15 protein-coding genes and 2 pseudogenes are annotated in these 22104 nt (G+C 71.3%); 10 read left to right on the top strand and 7 right to left on the bottom strand.

The genetic code is table 11. The features are described 5' to 3' along the window. Positions 1–139: 139 nt before the first annotated feature. A complete protein-coding gene (locus ACKTSN_RS40760) occupies positions 140–856 on the top strand; it encodes a hypothetical protein (protein WP_409473660.1) in 717 nt (238 codons plus the stop codon). Here ACKTSN_RS40760 and ACKTSN_RS40755 read toward each other — a convergent pair. After that, positions 808–1794: a COX15/CtaA family protein gene (locus ACKTSN_RS40755; protein ID WP_409473659.1), complete on the bottom strand. Its 987-nt coding sequence runs from the start codon at positions 1792–1794 to the stop codon at positions 808–810. The genes ACKTSN_RS40760 and ACKTSN_RS40755 overlap by 49 nt on opposite strands. 176 nt (positions 1795–1970) lie before the next feature. Here ACKTSN_RS40755 and ACKTSN_RS40750 point away from each other — a divergent pair, with 176 nt between their 5' ends. Further along, a complete protein-coding gene (locus ACKTSN_RS40750) occupies positions 1971–2651 on the top strand; it encodes a class I SAM-dependent methyltransferase (RefSeq protein ID WP_409473658.1) in 681 nt (226 codons plus the stop codon). 9 nt (positions 2652–2660) lie between these two features. Here the strand turns inward: ACKTSN_RS40750 and ACKTSN_RS40745 are convergent, their stop codons facing one another. Beyond that, complete coding sequence (locus ACKTSN_RS40745) at positions 2661–3035, bottom strand: fic family toxin-antitoxin system, toxin component (protein ID WP_409473657.1); 375 nt, start codon at positions 3033–3035, stop codon at positions 2661–2663. A gap of 4 nt (positions 3036–3039) precedes the next feature. Then, positions 3040–3354 (bottom strand): toxin-antitoxin system HicB family antitoxin, encoded by a 315-nt coding sequence (locus ACKTSN_RS40740; protein WP_409473656.1) that lies wholly within the window; start codon positions 3352–3354, stop codon positions 3040–3042. Positions 3355–3562: 208 nt separating this feature from the next. Between ACKTSN_RS40740 and ACKTSN_RS40735 the strand changes: the two genes are divergently transcribed. From ACKTSN_RS40735 to ACKTSN_RS40725, 3 genes and pseudogenes are all read left to right on the top strand, one after another. Then, on the top strand, positions 3563–4375 hold the full coding sequence (locus ACKTSN_RS40735) for an ABC transporter ATP-binding protein (protein WP_409473655.1): 813 nt from the start codon (positions 3563–3565) through the stop codon (positions 4373–4375). 5 nt (positions 4376–4380) lie between these two features. Beyond that, a complete protein-coding gene (locus tag ACKTSN_RS40730) occupies positions 4381–6945 on the top strand; it encodes an FtsX-like permease family protein (protein WP_409473654.1) in 2565 nt (854 codons plus the stop codon). 77 nt (positions 6946–7022) lie between these two features. Beyond that, positions 7023–7259, top strand: a pseudogene (locus tag ACKTSN_RS40725) (GNAT family N-acetyltransferase); the annotation flags it as partial. A 324-nt stretch (positions 7260–7583) separates the two neighbouring features. Here the strand turns inward: ACKTSN_RS40725 and ACKTSN_RS40720 are convergent. The 3 genes from ACKTSN_RS40720 to ACKTSN_RS40710 form a co-directional block, all read right to left on the bottom strand. After that, positions 7584–9353 (bottom strand): ATP-binding SpoIIE family protein phosphatase, encoded by a 1770-nt coding sequence (locus tag ACKTSN_RS40720; RefSeq protein ID WP_409473653.1) that lies wholly within the window; start codon positions 9351–9353, stop codon positions 7584–7586. Between the two features lie 620 nt (positions 9354–9973). Continuing rightward, positions 9974–14149, bottom strand: coding sequence for a tetratricopeptide repeat protein (locus tag ACKTSN_RS40715; protein WP_409473652.1), 4176 nt, complete (start codon positions 14147–14149; stop codon positions 9974–9976). After that, complete coding sequence (locus ACKTSN_RS40710) at positions 14146–14571, bottom strand: hypothetical protein (protein WP_409473651.1); 426 nt, start codon at positions 14569–14571, stop codon at positions 14146–14148. Before ACKTSN_RS40710 ends, ACKTSN_RS40715 begins: the two co-directional genes overlap by 4 nt. A 486-nt stretch (positions 14572–15057) precedes the next feature. Between ACKTSN_RS40710 and ACKTSN_RS40705 the strand changes: the two are divergent. After that, a pseudogene (locus tag ACKTSN_RS40705) lies at positions 15058–15258 on the top strand (GNAT family N-acetyltransferase); the annotation flags it as partial. A 325-nt stretch (positions 15259–15583) separates the two neighbouring features. Here the strand turns inward: ACKTSN_RS40705 and ACKTSN_RS40700 are convergent. Next, positions 15584–15934, bottom strand: a complete 351-nt coding sequence (locus ACKTSN_RS40700; protein WP_409473650.1) for a DUF1330 domain-containing protein — start codon at positions 15932–15934, stop codon at positions 15584–15586. Positions 15935–16450: 516 nt separating this feature from the next. Here ACKTSN_RS40700 and ACKTSN_RS40695 point away from each other — a divergent pair. From ACKTSN_RS40695 to ACKTSN_RS40680, 4 genes are read left to right on the top strand one after another with little or no spacing between them, the layout of a single operon-like run. Continuing rightward, positions 16451–17758, top strand: a complete 1308-nt coding sequence (locus ACKTSN_RS40695; RefSeq protein ID WP_409473649.1) for a hypothetical protein — start codon at positions 16451–16453, stop codon at positions 17756–17758. Beyond that, positions 17745–18335 (top strand): hypothetical protein, encoded by a 591-nt coding sequence (locus ACKTSN_RS40690; protein ID WP_409473648.1) that lies wholly within the window; start codon positions 17745–17747, stop codon positions 18333–18335. The genes ACKTSN_RS40695 and ACKTSN_RS40690 overlap by 14 nt, the downstream gene beginning before the upstream one ends. Further along, entirely contained in the window at positions 18328–18984 is a 657-nt protein-coding gene (locus ACKTSN_RS40685) for a hypothetical protein (protein WP_409473647.1), read from the top strand. Before ACKTSN_RS40690 ends, ACKTSN_RS40685 begins: the two co-directional genes overlap by 8 nt. 47 nt (positions 18985–19031) lie before the next feature. Next, positions 19032–22094 (top strand): hypothetical protein, encoded by a 3063-nt coding sequence (locus tag ACKTSN_RS40680; protein WP_409473646.1) that lies wholly within the window; start codon positions 19032–19034, stop codon positions 22092–22094. Positions 22095–22104: the final 10 nt, after the last annotated feature.

The following is a 22104-nucleotide window of genomic DNA, read 5'->3' as shown; positions in this document are numbered from 1 at the left end:
AGCTGCCGGGGGTGAGGATCTTCTTCCGGCCCCTGTCCCCCCAGGAGCCAACCACGGCGAACGCCAGCTGGGAGCAGGGCTGGCGCACCCTGCGAGCCCTGGAGGGAGCGGTGTCGCATCCCTGACGCGGGCCCGCAGCGTGCGCGACCTCTTCGCCCCGCGCAGCGACCAGGCGGCGTTCGGGATGTGTGTCGCCGCAACGGTCCGCATGTCGGGAGTGGCCGACCCGAAGGTGTACTTCGACACGCTGGCGTCGGGTGCCGACGCGAACCGGCGCGTGATCGGTGCAGCCATGGAACGCCTCGGGCACGGTGCCGCGTGGCGGTGGTTGCAGCGGCACGACCCCGAGGGCATGGCGCGCCTGATGCCGGCGTTCTTCGCTCTCGACCTGCACGACTCGCCCCGGGCCCGGACCAAGTTCTACACGACCGTGGACGAGCGGTCCGGCGATGCGCTTCAGGACCGCGTCGGCCGACTGTCCCCGGCGGCCGGACGCGGTGCCGCCGACCTGCTCGAAGCCTTGTCCACCGACGGCAGCGCCTCGCTGGCCGCCCCGGGGACCCGTCCGACCCTGTGCTGGAACATGACGGAGGGCGAGCGCCCTGCTGACGCCACGCTCTATCTGCCGTTCCGGAGTCACACACCGTCCGGCCGCGAGGCACTGGACCGGCTGCGGCCGCTCGTCCGGCCGGAGCACCTGCACCGGCTGACCCGCTTGGTGACCGACGTACAGGACGAGGAGCCGGTGAACCCGTTCCACTGGGCGGCGGTCAAGCTGAACCGTTCGGCCCTTGGGCCGCTCACCCTCTACGTGTCGGCCGAGTTCGTGGACCGGGCGAGTGGTGCCGGGACCTGAGCGACCGGGGGGGCCGCCGCGGGCGCGCCAGTCGTCCCCCGCCCCACCGCGAGGCTGACGCGGAGCGCTCCCGCCCAGACGAGCGCCGATCCGAGCAGATGCAGGATGACCGCGACCGCGGGCAGACCGGTCAGCGCCTGGAACAGGCCGACGAGGCCCTGTGCCAGGAAGACAGCGAGGAACACCCCGGTGCGCCGGCGGGCCCGGGAGCCGCCCGGCAGGACGGTGAACAGCAGGCCGCCCAGCACGAGGCACACCACCGCGAGCACGCCGTGCACGATGGTGGCGCCGACCCAGTCGAACGGCATCCGGTCCACTTCGGAGGAGTCGCCCGCGTGCGGCCCGGAGCCAGTGACCGACGTGCCCACCACGAGCAGCAGTGCCGTCGACACCAGCAGGGCACGGGCCAGGACGGCACAGCGACGCGGCGGGACCGTCGGGGCGGACACGTCGTGGTCCGCCTCGCGCAGTCGCTCCCAGGTGACCACCGCCGCGGCCAGGAGCAGGGTCGCCGCGAGGAAGTGCGCGGCGACGATGTACGGGCTCAGCCGCATCCACACGGTGATTCCGCCGACGACGGCGTTGAGCACGACGACCCAGAACTGTGCCCACGCCCCGCGCAGTACCGGCCGGGAGGGTTCGCGCTGCAGCCGGGCGGCGACGATGAGCCATCCGACCACCGCGCACAGCACACCGGTGAGGAGGCGGTTGCCGAACTCGATCGCGCCGTGCAGTCCCATCTCCGCGGTGGGAGCGAGGCTGTTGCCGGAGCACGCGGGCCACTCGGGGCAGCCGAGCCCGGAGCCGGTGACCCGGACCACGCCGCCGGTGACGATGATCCCGATGGCGGCGACCACAGACGCCACGGCGGCCATGCGCACACTGCGCGGCCCCCAGGTGTATCGGCCGGCTAACCAGGACAGCGGTGTCTGCACCATGACTCCTCGATGACGGTGTGCGTGACCCGAGCCATCCACCCTAGCCCGGGGGTCGTGGGCCCCCTGCCGAGGCCCCCGAGGGCCTGCTGCCACGTTCGACAGCCGTAGGTGTGGGGCGTGATGGCGCCGTACGGGGGGAGAATCGCGGTACGGCCCGTCCTGCGAGGGAGGTCCTCATGCCGCTACGGTCCGCCGGCGCCCGCAGGGTGGCGCGGGATCCTGTGCACCACCCGTTGTTCGCCCGCTACTACGCCCGCGTCAGCGTGGCCGCCGAGCGCCGGCTGGGCATGGCCGGGGTGCGCGACCGGCTGCTCGCCGGGCTGTCCGGACGCGTGCTCGAGATCGGCGCGGGCAACGGCCTGAACTTCGCGCACTATCCCCGTACGGTCCCGGAGGTCGTGGCGCTCGAACCCGAGCGCAGTCTGCGGCAGTTGGCGGTGGAGGCCGCGCTGCGCGCCCGGATGCCCGTCGACGTGGTGCCGGGGGCGGCGGAGGCGCTGCCGGTCAAGAGCGAGGCCTTCGACGCGGTGGTGCTGTCGCTGGTGCTGTGCAGCGTGCGGGATGTGCCGCGCGCCCTGGGCGAGGTGCGCAGGGTGCTGCGGCCCGGCGGTCAGGTGCGGTTCTTCGAGCACGGGCGGGGCGGCGGCCGGGCGATGACGTTCACCCAGCGCGCGCTGGACCGCACGGTGTGGCCGCCGCTGAACGGCGGCTGCCATCTGTCCCGGGATCCGGTCGCCGCGCTCAGGGACGCCGGGTTCGAACTGGGCCCGTACCGGCGGATGCTGATGCCGGAGAAGGGGCCGACGCTGCCCACGTCGTTCTGCGTGCTGGGCACCGCGTGGCGCCCCGACGAGTAGGCCCGGGCGTCACAGGCTCCACTGCTGCAGTTCGCGCGCGATGTCGTGCACCGACGCCTCACCGCTTTTCACCAGCCGGGCCAGGTCACGCACCTGCACGGGCGAGGTGACGACCTTGACGCCGCTGGCGACCAGGTAGGCGTACGCGACCGCGGAGGCGAACAGGGCGTTGGAGCGCTCCAGCGCGGGGACGTGGATCAGCAGTTGGAGCAGGGCCGCGGCGCGCGCGTGCGGGGTGTCGTAGACGGGGACGTCGAAGATCTCGGCCTGGTGGCGCGCGACCGCGGCGACGAGGGCTCCCCAGTCGGTGACCTGGGGATCTCCCGGCGTCTTCTGTTCGGCGAGCATCAGGAGCCAGGCGAGGTCGATGGTGAGGCCGCTCAACGGATCAGTGGCGACCTTCGCTCGTGCGGCCTTGACGGTCCTCCCCGACTCTCGACTTCTCCCCCACGCTCGGCTTCGCTCGCGCGGGGGGACCCCCATGAGCGGGGGCGCCCCCGTCGAACTCCTCGGCGAAGACGGACTCGTACTGCTTCATGAAGTCGGCGGCGGCCTCCACGAAGGTGTGGCCGACCTCTCCGGTGTCCTGCCGCACGAGCTCTTCGATGTAGCGGTTGACGCTCATGCCGCGCGCCAGGGCGCGTTCGCGGGCCGCGCGGGCGGTGTCCTCGTCGACGCGGACGTTCAGCTGGGTCTTGGCCATACCTCGAAGCTAGCGCCCGAATGCTAGCAGCGGCAAGGTGTCACCCAGGGACAGTGAGTGCCCCTTACAACCACATCCGGGGCCCGACCTGGGACGGAGACCGTCCGCGACCTCGACGGGATACCGTTTGTGGTGCGGATCACATCGCCCTCGGCGCAGACACGGAACTCGGGACATCCACGAGCGAGGCGCGATCAAGGAGGCAGCCTTGTCCACACCTGCTGCGGAGCACGCCCCGGGGCTCGCACCGGCCGACGGGGTCGCGGCCCGCGCCCGCGGTCTCACCAAGGCCTACGGCTCGGGCGAGACGACGGTGCTCGCCCTGGACTCGGTGGACGTGGACGTCGCGCGCCGCCGCTTCACGGCCGTCATGGGCCCGTCGGGCTCCGGGAAGTCCACGCTGATGCACTGCCTGGCCGGGCTCGACACCGTCTCGGCCGGACAGGTGTGGCTCGGCGACACCGAGATCACGGGACTGAAGGAGCGCGAGCTGACCAGGCTGCGGCGGGACCGGATCGGGTTCATGTTCCAGTCGTTCAACCTCATCCCGACGCTGAACGCGCTCGAGAACATCACCCTGCCCATGGACATCGCGGGCCAGAAGCCCGACCGGGAGTGGCTGGACCAGGTCATCGACACGCTCGGCCTGCGGGACCGGCTCGGGCACCGGCCCTCGCAGCTGTCCGGCGGCCAGCAGCAGCGCGTCGCCTGCGCCCGCGCGCTGGCCTCCCGCCCCGAGCTGATCTTCGCGGACGAGCCGACCGGCAACCTCGACTCGCGGGCCGGCCTGGAGGTCCTCGGCTTCCTGCGCGGGGCCGTCGACGACCTCGGGCAGACCGTCGTCATGGTCACCCACGACCCTGGCGCCGCCGCCCACTCCGACCTGGTGCTCTTCCTCGGCGACGGGCGGATCGTCGACGAGATGGAGCGGCCGACGGCGGAGGCCGTGCTGGAGCGTATGAAGCGGTTCGACGTGATCCGCCGTCGGACCGACGACGTCACCCCCGTCCAGAGGGACTGAAACCCGTGCTCAGGGCAACACTCCGGAGTTTCGTCGCCCACAAGGGGCGGTTGCTGCTCTCGGCGCTGGCCGTACTGCTGTCCGTGGCGTTCGTCACGGGCAGCCTGATCTTCTCGGACACCGTCAGCCGCACCTTCAACCGGCTCTTCGCGTCGACCGCGGCGGACGTCACCGTGACCCCCAAGGAGACCCTCGACGAGGTGCTGCCGTCCGGTGCGACGGCCACGCTGCCCGCCGCGCTCGCCGACCGGGTCGCCCGGGTCGACGGCGTGGCCGCCGCCCGCGCGGAGGCCGAGGCCACGAACATCACGGTCGTCAACGCCGACAACGAATCGGTCGGCCCGACGACCGGCGCCCCCACGATCGGCACCAACTGGAACCCGAGCGACCGCAGCCCCGTCGAGCTGACCTCCGGCCACGCCCCGCACGGGCCCACCGAGGCGCTGATCGACTCCGAGACCGCCGACCGCAGGAACGTACGGATCGGGGACGTCGTGACGGTGATCGCCGCACCCGGCTCCTTCCGGGTCGAGGTCGTCGGCATCGTCACGTTCACGACCACCAATCCCGGTGCCGCACTGGTGTTCGTCGACACGCCGACCGCCCAGACGAAGCTGCTGGGCGTCAAGGGAGCCGCCACGAGCATCACCGTGGACGCGGCGGACGGCGTGAGCGACACCACGCTCAGGCAGCGCGTCGCGGCCGCCCTCGGCGCCGACCGCTACAACTTCCGGACCGCCGACGAGCAGGCCGAGTCGGACGTCGAACAGCTCGGCGGCTTCCTCGACGTCATCAAGTACGTGATGCTCGGCTTCGCCGGGGTCGCCGTCCTCGTGGGCGTGTTCCTGATCGTCAACACCTTCTCGATGCTGATCGCGCAGCGCACCCGCGAGCTGGGTCTGCTGCGCGCGCTGGGCGCCGACCGGCGCCAGGTGCGCCGGTCGGTGCTCACCGAGGCGCTGCTGCTCGGCCTGGCCGGCTCCACGCTGGGTCTGGCCGCCGGCATCGGGCTGGCCGCCGGCCTCATCGAACTGATGGGCCTGCTCGGCATGAACATCAAGTCCACCGAGATGGTCATCGGCTGGGGGACACCCCTCACGGCGTACGTCGTCGGTGTCGGCGTCACCTTCGTCGCCGCGTACCTCCCGGCCCGGCGCGCGGCGGGCGTCTCGCCGATGGCGGCGCTCTCCGACGCCGAGGTCGCCGCGGTGGGCCGGCCGCTCAAGGTGCGTGCGGTGGTGGGCGCGGTCGTGGGAGCGGCAGGCGCAGCAGCGCTCGCGGGCTGCGTGGTGTCGTCCGAGACGGGACCGGCGGCATCCCTGCTGGGCCTCGGGGTGCTCCTGACCCTCATCGCCACCGTGGTCGCGGGACCTCTCCTGGTCCGGCCGGTGATCCGGGTGCTGGGCGGGGCCTTCCCGGCGCTGTTCGGTTCCATCGGCCGGATGAGCCAGCGCAACGCCCTGCGCAACCCCCGCCGTACCGGCGCCACGGCGGCCGCGCTCATGGTGGGCCTCGCGCTGGTCGGCGGGCTGTCGGTGGCGAGCGCCTCGATCACTAAGTCGTTCGACCGGCAGATCGACCAGACGCTCGGCGCCGACTTCGTGATCCAGAACAACTTCGTGCCCTTCCCGCCGGAGGTCACCGACCATGTGCGCGGCACCGAGGGCGTGGGGCTCGTGGTGCGCTCGCGGTTCACGCCGATCGCGATCCTCCTGCCCGACGGCGCCCGCGTCGAGACGACCGCCGCCGGCTACGACCGGCGGCTCGACGAGGTCGCCAACATCACCTACGCCGGGGGCGACAGCGCCGCCGCGCTCGCCGCCGGTCACATGGCGATGGACCTGGACTTCGCGCGGGACCACGGCGTACGGCTCGGCAGCACGGTCCCCGTCGAGTTCCAGGGCGGACGCACCGCCGAACTGACCGTCGGCGCCCTCACCGACCAGGAGACCGCCGAGGGCTTCGGGCTGCAGGGCGGAATCTACTTCGGCCTCGCCACCCTGGAGCGGTACGCGCCGGGCGGGCAGGACTCCGTGCTGTACGTCAACGCCGCCCCGGGCACGAGCGACGACAACCTGCGCAGGAACCTGGAGCGGACGCTCGACGCGTATCCGCAGCTGCAGGTCCGGGACCTGGCCGACTACAAGCAACTGGTGCGCGACCAGATCTCCGTGCTGCTCTATCTCGTGTACGCCCTCCTGGGGCTCGCGATCATCATCGCCGTGCTCGGCGTGGTGAACACCCTCACCCTGTCGGTCGTGGAGCGCACCCGGGAGATCGGGCTGCTGCGCGCCATCGGGCTGGCCCGGCGGCAACTGCGCCGGATGATCCGGCTGGAGTCGGTGGTGATCGCGGTCTTCGGCGCGGTCCTGGGCCTCGCACTGGGCCTGGTGTGGGGGGTGTGCACCCAGCAGGTGCTGGCGTTGCAGGGCATGACGGCGCTGGCGATCCCGTGGGGCACGATCGTCGCGGTGGTGATCGGCTCGGCGGTGCTCGGCGTCGTGGCGGCGCTGCTGCCCGCTCTGCGGGCCTCGCGGATGAACGTGCTGGCGGCGATAGCGCACGAGTGACGCGGAGGTACGCCGGGCGTGCGTCCGGATGCTGAAATCGCGTGCCCCGCAGCGCCCGCCGGTGATGTGATCACGGTATGACGGACCTGCGGATACGGGCCGCGACGCCCGACGACCTCGACACCGTGCTGGCCTTCTGGAAGACCGCCGCCGAGGGGACGAGCATCAGCGACGACCGGGACGGCGTGGAGCGGCTGGTCGCCCGTGACCCCGAGGCGCTGATCGTGGCGATGGGGGTCCCCCCGCTCGAGCGCAGCCGAGAGTGGGGGATCGACGGTGAGCTGGTCGGCACGGTGATCGCGGGCTTCGACGGGTCGCCGACCGCGATGGCCTTGCTGCAGGCGGCCAGCCACCGGTCACCGTACTTCTTCCGCAGCCCGCGCACTGCCTGGGCGGCGCGGAGCCGGTAGAGCGCCTGACCTCCACCAGCTGGTCGATCACCTCCCGGCAGGTATCCCGACCTCGGACGCCTGACTGCCGAAGAAGCGGAAACCTTCCACGTGCGCCAGGGTCCGGGCGTGCTGGTTCATGTGGGTCATGAGGCGGACATCGCTGCCGCTCGCCTCGGTGGTGGCTGAGCACGCAGTGGTCGGTCAGGACACCTACGAGAGTGAGGCCCGGTTCGGTGAGGCTGAGCCTCACCGAACCGGAGTGGTCTGCCGATGGGCGGTCTGTGGCAGGTCGTGCTCGAACCAGGTGGTCTTCCCTGCCGGGGTAGGTACGCAACCCCACCGGGTGGCCAGGGCGTTGACCAGGCCGATGCCGCGGCCATGCTCATCCATGCCGGCCGGCTCCAGAAGCACAGCATGACTTGGATGGTCGTCGCTCACTTCGCACAGAAGCGTGTCAGTGGTGAGGACCAGGCGCAGGCCCACCGGCTGTGTGGCGTGACGTATGGCATTGGTGAGCAGTTCCCCGGCGAGAAGCTGTGTGACGTCGCGGAGATGGCCGAGACCCCACTTCGTGAGGGTGTCGCCGACAACACTCCGTGCCCTGCGTACTTCCTCCGGCTGGGGCGTGAAGAGCCAGCTGGCGACGCTGTCATGAGGAAGGCCCGTCAGCCGGGCCATCAGGAGTGCGATGTCGTCGTGGTGACCATCGGGGTGCTGCCGTCGCAGGAGAACGTCACACGCCTCCTCGAGCGAGGGATGGCGCTTGGTCAGCTCGTCACGCAAGGCGGCGAGACCTTCCTCGATATCCCGGTCCCGACTCTCCACCAGACCGTCGGTGTAGAGGACGAGGAGACTGCCGTCGTCAACGGACACCTCCAGCGTGTCGAAGCTGACGCGGCCCACGCCAATCGGTGCGCCGACCGGTACGTTGAGGAACTCCCTCTTGCCATCGGGGCCCAGAAGGAGGGGCGGCAGGTGACCGGCGCTGGCGAAAGTGGCCCTGCGTGCGATCGGGTCGTAGACGCCGTACAGGAACGTGGCCAGTCGCGAAGGGCCGAAACGCTGCACGAGTTCGCCGAGGTGAGCCAACAGCTGGCCGGGCGGCAGCCCGAGCATGGCCAGTGTGCGCACCGCCGTGCGCAGCTGGCCTATGGCGATGGCCGCATGAAGTCCGTGGCCGGCCACATCAGCGACGACCAGCCCTACTTTGTGTCCCGGCAGTGGTATGGCATCCAGCCAGTCGCCGCCGACCTGTGTGGTATGGCTTCCCGGGTGATAACGATAGGCGATCTCCATTCCTGGCAGCCGAGGCGGCAGTGCGGGCAGCAGGCTGCGCTGCAGCACGGCGGACGTCCTGGTCTCCTGGCTGAACAGACGGGCGTTGTGCAGGGACAGTCCCGCCCGGCCGGCCATGTCCTGGCACGCAGCCAGGTCAGCCGGACCGAACGCGGGGCGGCCCGGCCGGCGTCCGAACGCCATGAATCCCAGCGTCGCGCCGTGCGCTGACAGCGGCACCAGAATGACGGAGGAGTCCCGCAGCACCGACCTTGCGTCGGGACTGTCAAGCGCAGCGGGAAGCTGCGCCAAGACCTCTTCGTCCACCCCGGGGATAAGCAAAGGCTCGATGTTCGTGAGAAACCGGGCCATGGCTGTGCCGGGCTGGTAGACGAAGGTCCTTCCAGCGCGAAGCTCTTCGAGGCGTCCCGCATCGTCGTGGTGTGCGGTGGCCACGCGGCGCATCACCGCCGAGCCCGGCGCCTCACGCCGGGTGCAGTTCTCTTCTCCTGCGGCCACCTGCTCGTACAGATGGACGGAAGCAAAGTCGGCGAAGCCCGGCACGGCCACATCGGCCAGCCTGCGGACCATGTGGTCGAGGTCCAAGGTGGTACCGGTCTCGCGGTCCGCCCGATGAAGAAAGACCAGCCTGGCCGCGTCGCTTCCTCGGTTCTCGTCGGCTCGCCCTTGCCGGGCAGGACTGAGACGTTCCCGATCGCTTTTCTGTTCGCGCAGTGGCAATACGGGCCCCCTTGACCCTTTCACCCGGCTTGGCGCCCACATGACAGCCCGGAAGCTGGCGCAGACACCGCGACCGCCACAGAACCCTGCAGCACGACCCTATCGCCCGTGCTCATCCGGAAACGTCACCCGCAGGGGTGAACACACGCAGGTCGATTCCCTCCATCTCGGGGCCCACGCAGCCGCACAACGTCTGCCGCCACCTCCACCTCTCGCTCCGGTGGTACGTGTCCGCGCAAGACCCGCGCCGGCGAGCCACCGCCTGATTGGGGCGTCGATGCCAGCCGACGTGGTCAAGCGGGTGTAGGTCCCGGCGGTGTCCACGGTGACCTCACTGACGGTGTCGGCGCCGACGCCTCAGCGGCGGCGTGGACGGCCGTGTCGCCTTCGGGGCGGGGCTGGCCGAGGGTGACGTTCTCCCGGACAGGTCATGTCACCGGCGGTGTCGTCCTCGGGGTAGCCGCCGCTGATGCCCGGGACATGCCGGTCACCGGTGTATTAATGCCCACCCGCTGCCCCGGGCAGGCCCGGCGCCACAGATGGGTGCCCGTGGGGGACCCTGGCAGGGCGGTCGAGGTGCCCGTTCATCTCGCCGACCGGGAAGGCTCCCCGTCAGATGGTCAGGCCCGGTCGCGCCGTGCCCGGCGGCGCGACCGGGCCGACATCCTGTTGTACGTCTGCTCCGCGTCCTCGAGGTAGGCGGTGACCAGCCCGGGGGTCTGCTCGGCCAGGGCGCGCAGGACGGTGAGGGCTTCGGTGATGTGCTCCCGGGCCCGAGCCTCCGCGGTCCCGGCCTGCCAGTCGGCTCGGGCCTGCGCGTACAGCGAAACGGCGAGGCGCAGTCGGTGCGCGGTGGGGTCCACGGACACCAGCCGACGGCTCAGGGCGACCGCTCGGCCGGTGGCCTGTGCGGCCTCCTCGTGCCGCCCGGTCTCGGTCAGACGCAGGCCGAGGTGGGCCAGCCCCCACGCCACCTCGCGCTCGTGGGCCGCCGCGTCCTTCGCGGCGAGTTCCTCATAGAGGCGCACCGCATCGCGGGTCACCGCGAGGGCCGCAACGTGGTCGGCGGCGTCGGTGGCGAGATGGTGGCCGTAGGTGACCAGCAGGGCGGCCCGAGCGGACTGTGCCTCCTGATCCGTGCCCAGGGGCAGGTCGGCGGCCCGTGCGAGGAGGGGCAGGCCCCGGTCCGGCCGGGCGGTCTGTGCCAGGTGCGTGCCGAGGCCGGCCAGCGCCACGCTCTGCAGCACCTCGCGCGACAGGCCCAGCGCGTCGTCGGGCAGGTCGGCGACTATCTCGGTGGCCCTGCGCAGTATGTCCTCGGCCTCGGACTGCCCGTGGACGTGCTGCTGTCCGCCGAGCGCGCACAGGGCACATACGAGCAGGGACCGGTCAGCCGCATCTGGCGGAGGGAAGTCGCCCCAGACCCTGACCGCCTCTTCGGTGACCGGCAACGCCTCGCCGTGGCGACCCGCCTCGGTGAGGGTGTACGCCAGGGCGAGCAGTGCCTGGGCCAGTACCGGCCGGTGCCGCGTGTCCTCGGCCATCAGCTCCCGGTGGACGGCCGCCGCCCTGCCCAGCGGACCCGCCGCCTCGCCGTAACGTCCCCGACGGGCGAGGGTGACACCGAGCAGGGTCAGCTCCTCGGCGTAGTGCGTCCGGTGGGCTGCGGGATCCTGCTGTACGAGGGCTGCTCGGACCCGCAGCGTCTTCTGCAGGGCGTCCGGCACCTCGTCAGTGCGTCCCAGGACGACGAGCAGCAGGTGACGGATGGACAGGGCTGTGACGATCAGGGGCGCGTAGGCTTCCGGTTCCTTGCGCATCAGTCTCCGGTAGACGCCCACCGACTCCTCGACGGTGTGCAGTGCGTCCTGCGGCCGGTGCAGGCAGGACAGGCACACCGCCTTGTTCGCCAGTGCTGTGGCGAGTGTTCTGAGAGCGGGGTCGGCCGGGGGTGTGGCCGTCGCGCGGCGGCTGATGCCGATGGCCTCGTCAAACGCGTCCAGGGCCTCGGCAAGGTGGCCGAGGGCCTTCAGACGCAGGGCGAACGTGTTCAACGCCGTGCTCAGTGTGTCGAGATGGACTCGCGGGTGCTGGTCGGCCAGGACTCGGTAGAGGCTCACGGCCTCCCGGGCGGCCTCCAGTGCCTCGTCGCCGCGGCCCGCGTGCGCCAACTCGTCGGCGAGCGTGTTCAGCGCCATGGCGAGATCGGCCCGGTGCGCGCCCGGGTTCCTCGCGGCGATGGGTCGGTACAGGTCCACGGACTCCTGAGCGGCCGCCAGGGCCTGCGGTGCCCGGCCCGCCTTCTCCAACTGGCATGCCAGGGTATTCAGACTCATGGCCAACGGCTCCGCGTAGGCTGCCTGATCGCGCTGGGCGAGGGTCCGGTAGAGGCCGACGGCGTCCTCGGCCGTGGCCAGGGCCCGGGCCTGGTGCCCTGTCTCCGCCAGGTCGATCGCGAGGGCGTTCAGGCTGCGGGCCAGGTCGGGCAGGAAAGCGGCGGGGCGCTCGCGCGCCAGCTCGCGCCGGATATCCGCGGACTCCTCGGCGCACCGCAACGCCTCGGTGTGCCGACCGGCGCCGCGCAGGCACAAGGACAGGGTGCCCAGGCCCATGGCCAAAGCGGCACGGTGGGCGTCCGGACGGTCCTGTACCAGGGCGCGGTACAGCTCGACGGCCTTGTGTGCCTCACCGAGCGCCTCGTGCACGCGGCCGGTCTGCAGCAGGCGGTTCGCCTGATTGTTCAGTGCGTCCGCCAGGTCGGGCCGTAAGGCGTCGCCGTGCCGGCCGACGAGGTACCGGCGTACCGCGACGGCCTCCCGGTTCGCGGCCAAGGCCGCCGGCAGCCGTCCGAGTTCCCCCTCGGCGTTGGAGACGGCGTTGAGGGCGTGCGCCAGTTCGGGCAGGGACGCTCCACCGTCCCACCGCCCGACCCGCCGGTAGAGCCGGACAGCCTCGTAGGCGGGGAACACCGACGCCTCACGCCGCCCCAATGCGCCCAGCGCTATGGCGATGTTATGCAGGCATGCGGCGAGCTGCACCTCGTAGGTGAGCGGATCCTGGCGGGCAAGGGGCCTGAGCAGCCGCAGCGCTTCACGGGCCACCTGGTACGCCTCCGCCCAGCGCCCCGCGTCACCGAGCCGACGGCACAGCAGTCGCAACTGCCCGGCCAGATCAGGCAGACGCGCCGGGTCCTGTGCGGCCCAGTCCCGGTGCAGCCGCACCAGCCGCCGCGACAGGTGCAGTGCGAAGTCCGCCAGCCGGTGGGTGGGGCGCGGAAGGTGTCCGGCCAGCCGAAGCAGTTCCGCGGAATCCGAGTCAGGGGCGTCGGCCAGCCGGTACAGGGCCGCCAGCAGCGGGTCCGGCCGTTCCACCTGGACGGCCACCTCGATGGCCGCCGTGGCCAGCGTGTCCGCGTGACGGACACATAGCTGGGTGAGGCCGGTGTCCAGACGGCCGCGGTGGACGGGGTGGCCGGCGGCACGTGCGAAGACGGTCAGCAGGCGGGTGGCCTGGGCCCCGCCGGTGCCATCCAGCAGGCGCTCGGCCAGCCCGGGATCGCTGCGCAGACATCCCCCGACGAAGAACTCGGCGAGCCGGTCCGGGTGGAGGCTCCCCCAGACCTGCGTCCGGTCGGGCGGCGGATACAGCTGGGCGATCCATTCGCTGACGGTGCCGAGAGTGTCCGGGCTGTGCTGTTCCAGGCCCGGCACCCGGGCGAGGAGGGCGTGGGCCTCCTGCTGGTCGTTCGCGCCGTAGAGGAAGGCAGCGGCCAGCGCGGCCTCCACGGTCTTGGTCCGGCTCACGCCCGATGCCTCGCCGACAGCCCGCCAGTAGACCCGTTCGTGGCTCAGCAGCCGCTCCTCCGCCGACCCGGGCGCGGCGGCGGACGGCGGCGGGCGGTCACCGCCCTCAGCGACGGCGTCCGCAGCCGCGTCCAGCAGGTCGGCGAGGGCGGTCATGTGCAGGGTGAGCGCGCTCTCCATGCCCGAGCGTCGCAACCGGTGCGCGGGCAGGGCCAGCACGCGTGCCGCCAGGGCCGGCCAATCGTGGCCCTCCTGCCCCGGCACCTGCGGCAGGGCGCCGGCCAGCGCGTCGACGGCCTGGCGATAGGCGTCGACGCGGTCGGCGGCGTGCTGCTCCAGCGGCGGCAAGAACGTGCCCCGCACCGCGTACAGGTCCTCGATGCGGGCGCGGTCCTGGAACTCCGGCCACCAGTCGTCGGCGGTCCGGGCCAGCAGCAACACCTTGAACGGTGTCGTGTCCGGGCTGCGCAGGGCCGCTCGCAGCAGGGCGAGCAACTGGTCCGGGCGCGTTTCCGCGTAGTCGACGACCACGGCCACGGGGCCGGGCGGGCTGCTGAGCGCCGTCAGGTCGGCGACGGCGGCGTGCCGGCCGAGCCAGAGGACGTTCCAGTGCTCCTGAGCCAGCTCGTCGGTGAAGCGTCGGGAGAGCCGGGTCTTGCCCTGCCCGCCCGGCCCGTACACCAGGTGCACGCCGAAGCCCGGCTGAGCGCACCAAGCCGCCAACTCCTCCAGTACGTCCCCGCGGCCGCGGAAGGGGACCACCGCCCGGTGCGCCTCCAGCAGGGCCGACGGGGACCGGGGCGGTCGGGTCCTGCCGACCAGGTCGTCCCATTCCTGCCACCTCTGCTGCAGGCCCGGACCCGTGGGGTGGAAGGTCAGTGTGTTGTTGTGGCCGGTGACGACGGCGGAGGCGTTGCCGCCGATCGCCACGGCTCCAGCTCCGATGGCCTGCACAGTGGCGGGCCGGAGCAGGTTCCTCCACCACGCGGTCATGCCGCGCCTCCCTCGTCGCCGGTGTCGGCGAAGCCGACACTCCCGCCAGCGGCGATACTGCGCTCACCCGACGCCCGCACTGGCCCGGCCGGATCTCCGCCTGCGCCGCCCGGCGGGACGGGCGGCGCAGGCACGGCGGCTGGATCCACGGTGCGCGCGCCGGGGCGTCGATCACCGGTGACGGCGTAAGCGATGCTGCCCCTGACCGCGATCGAGCGGGATCCCCCCGCCTCCACCGGGCTGCCGCCGCTCGACTCGGCTTCAGTAATGCGGTGCAGGCTAAAGAGGGACACCACCAGCCCGGCAAATCCGACGATCGCCCCGATGACGCTTCCGGCCCGGTCGGCGGTGTCCAGGTCCACCATCAGTGTCAGGACCGTCAGCCCCACCGCAGTCAGGCCGCACAGCACCGTCAACGCCATAACAACGACCTTCGTCCTCCCCGTCATCCCACCATCCTCCCGGCCCGCACCCGGGTGTGGAAGCGAAACGGCGAAGGGCCCGTCGCAGGGGTCTCACCCGCTGTCTTCATTTGGTCAGCAAGGTGATCACTGACCTGCCCCGTCCCCGCGGCCAGCAGAGCGGACCGGTTGCGTGCTCTGCGCGTTGCAATCCGCTTATCTCCTCAAGCGAAAAGGCCGAGTATGCGCGCCGCCGGACGCCCCACCCTGATGTTCGACCGGCTCCAGGTCCGCCAATTGCGCGCCCTCGTCCGCCATCCGCCGGAGTGGGCTACTGCGTCCGGCTACGGCGGTGGGCCGAGCAGGGTGCAGTGAAGCATGAGGAATCGGCGCCGGGCTCGCGGCTTGCCCGCCCCCGGCGCCCTCGGGGCCAAACCCACCCCTCCGTCGATTCCCCGGCACGGAAACCGCTCGCCAGACAGGCCGGCGCTCTGCTTGGCTCGCCCCATGAGCGATCTCCACATCCGCTGCACCACCCCCTCGGACATCGACACCGTGCTGCAGTTCTGGCGCGAGGCCGCGGAAGGAACGAGCATCAGCGACGACCACGACGGAGTGGCCCGACTCATCACAACAGACCCCGAAGCCCTGCTCCTCGCAGAGCGCGACGGCATCCTCACCGGAACCGTCATAGCCGGCTTCGACGGGTCGCCGACCGCGATGGCCTTGTTGCAGGGGCTTCCAGGCGACGGCCGCCGTACTTCTTCCGCAGGCCGAGGACGCCCTGGGCAGCGCAGAGCCGATAGAGCGCGTTGACCTCCAGCAGCTGGTCGATCGCCCCCCGGCAGACGTCGCCGACCTCGGACGCCTGGGTGCCGGCACCAGATCGGCGTCCGCATCTGGAAGGCGATCTTCTCCGGCGGGTACTCGTTCTTGGGCCTGGCTCGACGACAAGTCCCGCGAGCTTCAATAGGCAGTTCTATAGCCGCGGTTGATGGCGCGAGGGACTTCGGGGGCGGCGGCGGAGGGGGAGTCACCGGCCCGGCCCGATGGCCGCCCTGAGCTCCGCCGCTGTCTTCTTCGCGTCATAGTCGGCCGCCACGCCGTCCACGAACAGCAGGTTGCCCTCGATGTGGTCTTTGCGTAGCGGAAGGATCTCCTGGTATGCGGGGGACGCGTACCACGCCTTGAGACGGTCCATGTCGGGGAACTCGACGACGATGATGTCACCGGGCCATTCCCCCTCCACCACTTCGGCCCGGGCGCCGTGGACGAGGAAGCGGCCGCCGAACGAGGCGAAGGTATCCTGGACCTGCTCGATGTAGGTCAGGATGTCCTTGTTCATGCCGGTCGGGAACAGGTTGCATATCGCGTACGCGGACATGAGCCCTCCTGCGGTAGGTGACACTCCAGTGGTCGGCAGTGCCGGAACGGTTGACGTGGATCTTGCCGTACCGCAGGAGGGCGGTCGATTACTTCCGGGGTAAGTCCCGCCGCGCAGACCTCTGGGGTAAGTCCTGCCGCGCTACTGCCTTCGTCACCGGCACGGTGGCATCCCTCCACCGATTCCTCGCGGCAGAGCCCCAAGCCAGAGTCCGTCTTGGAGAAACCCTCCCCCTCGTGATCTGGGCAAGCGGCTGCGCGACGGCCGCCGCCTGACGACCGAGGTCACCACGCGCCGGGCGATGTGCGCACCCCGCGGGCCCGGCGATGAGGTCCCCGCCCCGAGAGCGCCGTGCGCAGGAGCTGCCTCCAGCGGAGCTCCTTTCCGCTGTTGGCGGATCTCTCCGGCGAGGGCCCAGGCTGCATAGACGCCGAATGCACATCCGGTTATGGCTGGCAGGCCGGACGTGGTGCGGGGATGATGACACGGAGGGCCCCGGATGAAGGGGGCACCGGCGTGAGTCCCGTGCACGACGACAACACCCATGTCGACGCAAAACAGCGGCTGAGCGACGCGCAGCAGTCGGACAACCTGCGGACGTTTGTGGGAGCGGCTGCCCGGCACAGTGGGGGCACCGTTACCGACCGTATGCACCTGCGGATCACCCGGGATATCGCGGAAGGATTCGCGGCTCACAGCGCTCAGGGCGGGGTGACGAAGACCCAGGTGTGGGAGTGGATCACACAGCATGCTTCTCCCGCCTATTCGGTGGAGGCGTTCGAGTCCCGGTGGGAGGTTTTCGAGAGCGAGCGGCTCATTCGTCCCCATCGGTCCAAGAAGCACCAGCAGCGGCACTCTTTCCATCCGCTCGGCACGGTCTTCCTGATGATCTGCGACCGGCTGGAAAGCCGCGGCGGCATCGACGAGCTGATCGCCCTGCTGGACCGTACACAGGAGCTTCTCGACCGCGACCGCCCTGACCGTGAAGCGGTGGCCCACAACATCGTTTTCTGCCAGTGGGTGTTCCAGACATTCGCCGTGCAGCTGGAGGCGCTGGTTGTCGACGGCTCGCTGAAGGAGCTGATGGAGGACCAGTGGCAATACCGCCATCAGGACCTGGACCAGCGGGTCCTGCGCCTGAATCACGATGTGAACCGCCACTTCCCGAAGGACGTCGACCTCGTCCACAAGGCCGTCGTCATGGTCGAGGCCGAGCAGCGGTACGCGCACTGGGCCGCACAGGCTCTGCTGCGTGTGCTGGACCGCGCCGGGACGACGCTGGACTTCGATGTCCTGTCGGCCGAGGAGTACCTGGAGGCCGCCCGGAGCGCCCCGCCGGAGCAGCTCGCGGAGGCCGGCCTCGCGCTGGTGGCGGATGCGCCGCGGGTGTGGCTCGACGCCGGGGCTGTCGTGGACGCTTTGGAGGCGTTCGTGCCTCGTCACCGGGTGCGCTACCGGCCCCCGGTGCCCGAGGGGTCTGCCGACCGGGATCCGTTCGGCGCGGTGGCCGAGCGAGCGGTACGGGAACGGGCACGGCGCGAGCGGGCCGCCGACCGCATGCTCCTGGAGCAGGACCGGGCCGAGATGACGGAGGAGTTGCGTCGCTCGCGGTGGCCGCGGGCCGTCCGGCTCCTGACCGACCTGATCATGCTGGATGCCGATCCTCACGCCCCCTACCGGGTGGAGATGGGCACCGAGCTGATCATCGACCGTGAGGCGTGGGTGACCCACCTGCACCCGGTCACGGTGCACCGCACAAAAATCCCGGCGGTCCTGCCGCCGCCGGATCCGGTGGCAAGCGAGCAAGGTGATGAAGAACCCTGACGCGGCGCTGATCCTCGCCGCCGCCCGGGCAGACGGCGCACTCCCCCCTGACCGTTTCCCGGCGAGCCTTGTGGCGCAGGCCGACGAGGTGGCTCATGTCGCAGGGCGCAGTCTGATGGAGTGCGACTGCCCGTGGCCGGCACCGGCCGGTGCCGTCGGCCGTCCGAGCTCGCCTGGCCGCGCGCTCGTGTTGGGCTGGTCGGAGACTCCGGTTCCCGAGGAACTGGGCACCTACCCGGTCGCTCGGCTCACCCCGACCCAGACGATCACCTTTGCCCTGTGCCTGGCTCAGGCGTGGCCGGACCCGCGCCTGCCCCCGTACCCGGGCCGTCCTTTCGAGCGGGCCGAGATCCTGGACATGGCCGGTGACATCGGGCTGGACGTGAACTTCGCCAAGGCTGCCCTCGACGGAGAACTGCAATGGCTGTTGCTGATCGTCCGCGACGGTCCGCGGCTGCGGCTGGGGCCGGCGGTGGCCGCGCTGCCCGGCACCTTCGCCGAAACCATGCGGCGCTTTCACGACCGGCTCCCGGGCCCGGACGACGCCCCGCCGATGTGGGAGGACGAGGATGAATGAGGCACCGCTCTCCAACCACGACGAGGCACAGGTCCAGACCGCCGTCGCCGCGGTGGAAACCGCTGACGGGCTCGTGCCCCGCGAGGCGTTTCCCGCGCTGCAGAGCGATGCGCTGCGGGCGGTCGTCGCCCGCCGCCTGGCCGCGCTGGGCCGCGTGTTGCTGATCCGCGAGCACCACGGGATCAAGGGCTTCACCAGCGGCTACGAAGACAGCGTGGCCGAGCGCCTGGCCGCCGAGGGCATCGGGGTCCTGCCCCCGGTGGACCGGGCGGTGCTGGTGCTGGTGCTGCTGCGTACCGTGGCGGCCCCCAGAGCCCGCGGCGTGCACGGCTCGGCGACCTGGCTCACGGACGGGCCGGGCACCAGCGTCGAGGAGTTGTACGCCAACCCGTACTTCACCTACGAGCAACTCCGTCCGGCGATACGCCGCCTCAAGGCACGACGCCTACTGCGGGAAGGCTTCCACCGCACCCTGCTGCCCGGCCCCGCGCTGCTGCGTCTCACCGACGCGCAGTCCAACCGGCTGTGGGAGGACCTGGTCTTGGTCACCCGGCCCGATTCCATGTACGCACGGGCCATCCGCCGGCGCCGCCAAGAACAGCCGCACCCCGGCCGCCGGCCCGGCCCCTTGCGCGAGACAGCACCATGATCACCCTCACCCCGCCGCACGAAGCGCAGACCCCGGACGATGCCCCGATGAGCCTGGGGATCATCGGGGACCGGCAGCTGCTGTGCGTCCAGACCTTCGACATCGCCCGGCACCCCTCCACTGCGGTCGGGCTCATCCCCGGCTGCTTCGTCGCCGTCTCCGGGAAAGGCCCCAGGGATGCGAACGAGTCCGGGAAGACCAGCTGGCTGGCCTCCGTCGCCCTGCTCCTCGGCGATCCGGAATGGCGGATGCACAGCAGCGGTCCGGCCACCGTCGCGGACCTGCTCTTCGAGCCGCAGACCGCCGGAGTGGCCGCCCAGGGCTACGCACCCGCGACCACCGGCTACATCGCCGGGCTCTTCGCCGCCCCGGACGACGTCGCCGGCACCGCCCACACCATATGGATGAAGCTGTCCGCCACCCCGACCTACGTCGAGGTCCGGCACGCCCCCGGCATTCGCCTGGCCACCGCCCAGGACGACGACGAACGCCACCGTCAGGCCGCCGAGATCTACCGCGGACTGCCGTCGGCGTCCTCGCTGGGAGCCACCCGGTACGCGACCGCCCTGTACGGGCCCGTCCCCCGCTGCCTCGCCTTCCTGACCTCCCGGGGGAAACGGCGCGGCGGGCCCTCCCTGCTCAAGCTCGACACCGGCCTGTTCACCCCCGCCGGCATCGGCACCGCACTGATCGGACTCACCGGCCGCGCCTCCCTGCTGGACACCGACGCCTCCCTGCGCCATGACCTGAGCGAAGCGGAGCACGAGCTGCAGACCAGCCGGACCGAGGACGTCGACAGTCACGCGCTCGAGGAACGAGCCCTGCACGCCGTCACCCAGCGCAGCAACGCGCGCGAGGAACTCGCCCGCGCTCAGAACCTGTGGGCCCTGCACTACGCACGCGGGCTGCTTGACGCTCTTGAGCGCGCCGAGCAGCTGCAAACCGCGCTGGACGATCAAGCCGAGACGCTCGCACGAGCCCGGGAGGAGCGTGCATCAGCCGAAGCCGTTCAGCATGCACTCGAGGACCCTACGCGCCTGGAACGCCAGCGCAATGAGGCAGAACTCGCCAAGCAGACCGCCGAGCGGCTGCTGGACCAGGCCCACGTCGAGGAGAGCGGTGCTCGTCACCGGCTCGCCTCGCACAACCGGGCGCTCCAAGAAGCCGAGGACGCCGCGGCCGGGGCGCGCGGGGATCTCGATGACGCCCGCCACGAGGCTGGGCGAGCCCATCGGCACACCGTCGCCTGCGAGGTCCGCCTGGCCGAGGCCGACGCGCGGCTTCAGCACGCCCGCGACGACCTCTCCCGGGCCGGAGAAGGACGCTACGGCGCCACCGGACGGACGATCAGCACATTGAGCACGGCGGGAATCAGCGCCACAGGGCTGCTCGACGGGCTCGGCCTGCCCCCCGAGGAGCGCTTCGCATGGGAGCCGCGCCTGGCGCTGTACGGCGACGCCGTGTGTGTCAGGGCATCCGAGGTCCCCGTCGCCCGCAGAGCCCTGGCCGACCAGCCGGGTGCCGTCCTGATCGCCGTACCCGACGATACGGGTAGACACGTCGGCGACCCCGTGCGGGGCTTCCTGGATGCCCTGGCCACACGCATGCGCCTGGAACACAGCCCGGACACCGCGGTCGATGACGCCCTCGGCCTGTGCGTGCTGGGCGGGTTCACCGAACCGTTCACCGGCCGAGCCGCCCTCGTCGACCGCCTTCGCACCGAGGTGGCACAGGCGGAGCAGGACCTCGCCGCCGCGCACCGGCTGTGTGACCAGGCCAAGGAATCCGAAGCGCAGAGCGAGGAACTGGTCCGCCGCCTTCAGGCCGCCGCTTCGGCCGCTCACCTGCGGTCCCAGCGCCCCGCGCTCGAACGTGAACTCGCCGCTCTCCAGCGCAGGACAACGGCGCGTAAGCAGGTACGGGACGCTGCCGAGAGCGCCCTGCAGCAAGCGGTCGTCGCCCACGCCACCCACGCTCTCCAGCACGCTCAAGCCCAGAGCGTGATCGACAAGGCCCGGTCGGTCGAACGGCAGGCCGCCGAACAACACGCAGCCCTCGAGAAGCAGCTCGCCGCTCTCGACATCACCCACTGGCAAGAACACGGCGGCAGCCGCGAAGCCGCCCTCCGCGCCCTGCGCCGGCCCACGACCTCACCCGTGGTCGGGGGCCGACAGACCCCGCAACCCGAACGCCGAAGCGAGAGCACCCTGCGCCAACGGGCCGGCCGTCACCTCGACCACGCCCTCGAAGCGGTCGGTATCGACACCGACACCGGTGCCGGCGCGCCGACCACCGCACTCCAGGACGCCGTCCGGCGCCGCAACAATCTCAGCGACGACAGTGCCGGCCGCCCGTTCGCCGATGCCACCGCGTTCGAAGCGCCCGCACGCGCTCTCCAGGACTGGCTCGACCGCTTCGCCGACTCCGACACCTCGGCCGCCCAGCGCATCGCCGCCGAGCGCGCCGGGCGCTCCGACCGGATCGCCTTCGGCGAGCAGAAGGTCGCCGACCTTCGGATGAGCCTGCGCACCATGCAAGGCAGCATCGCCCTGCGGCTCGAACAGGCCCTGGACGACATCGAAGACGCCCTCGCCACGCTGAACCGCGACGCCGGCATGTACGGTGCCGAACTCCTCCGTGCGCTCACCCCGCCACCCTCCCCGCAGGACGTGTGGCGCTGCGAAGTGACACCGTACTGGCGGCGTACTCCTCACGGCCCCCTGCTGCCCTACGACAACATCACCAACTCGGCGCAGGAGAAGCTGTTCTCCATCCATCTGGTCCTGGCCGCGCTCCTCGCCTCACCCCATCCACGCGGCCGCGTGCTCATCCTCGACGAACTGGGCGATTCCCTCGGCACACACCATCGTCAGGAGGTCCTCGGAGCCCTGGCCAGGAGCACGCAGGAACACGGCATCACGGTGCTGGGCACCTGCCAGGAGTCGCTCCTGGACGACGCTGCCGAACACTGCGGCGAACTCCTCTACTTCACCTATCCCAGCCACACCGAGGCACTCAACGCGCCCACCCGCATGTTCGGCTACGACGCCAACGGCGAGCGCGTCGAGCTGATCACGGACACCCTGCTGGCCGGGCGCGCCTGGTGGTGAGCAAAGCGGC

The organism is Streptomyces flavusporus (assembly GCF_046267975.1).
Classification (GTDB): domain Bacteria; phylum Actinomycetota; class Actinomycetes; order Streptomycetales; family Streptomycetaceae; genus Streptomyces; species Streptomyces flavusporus.
Note: the sequence above shows the minus strand (reverse complement) of the source record. Positions and strands in the feature narration are given on the sequence as shown.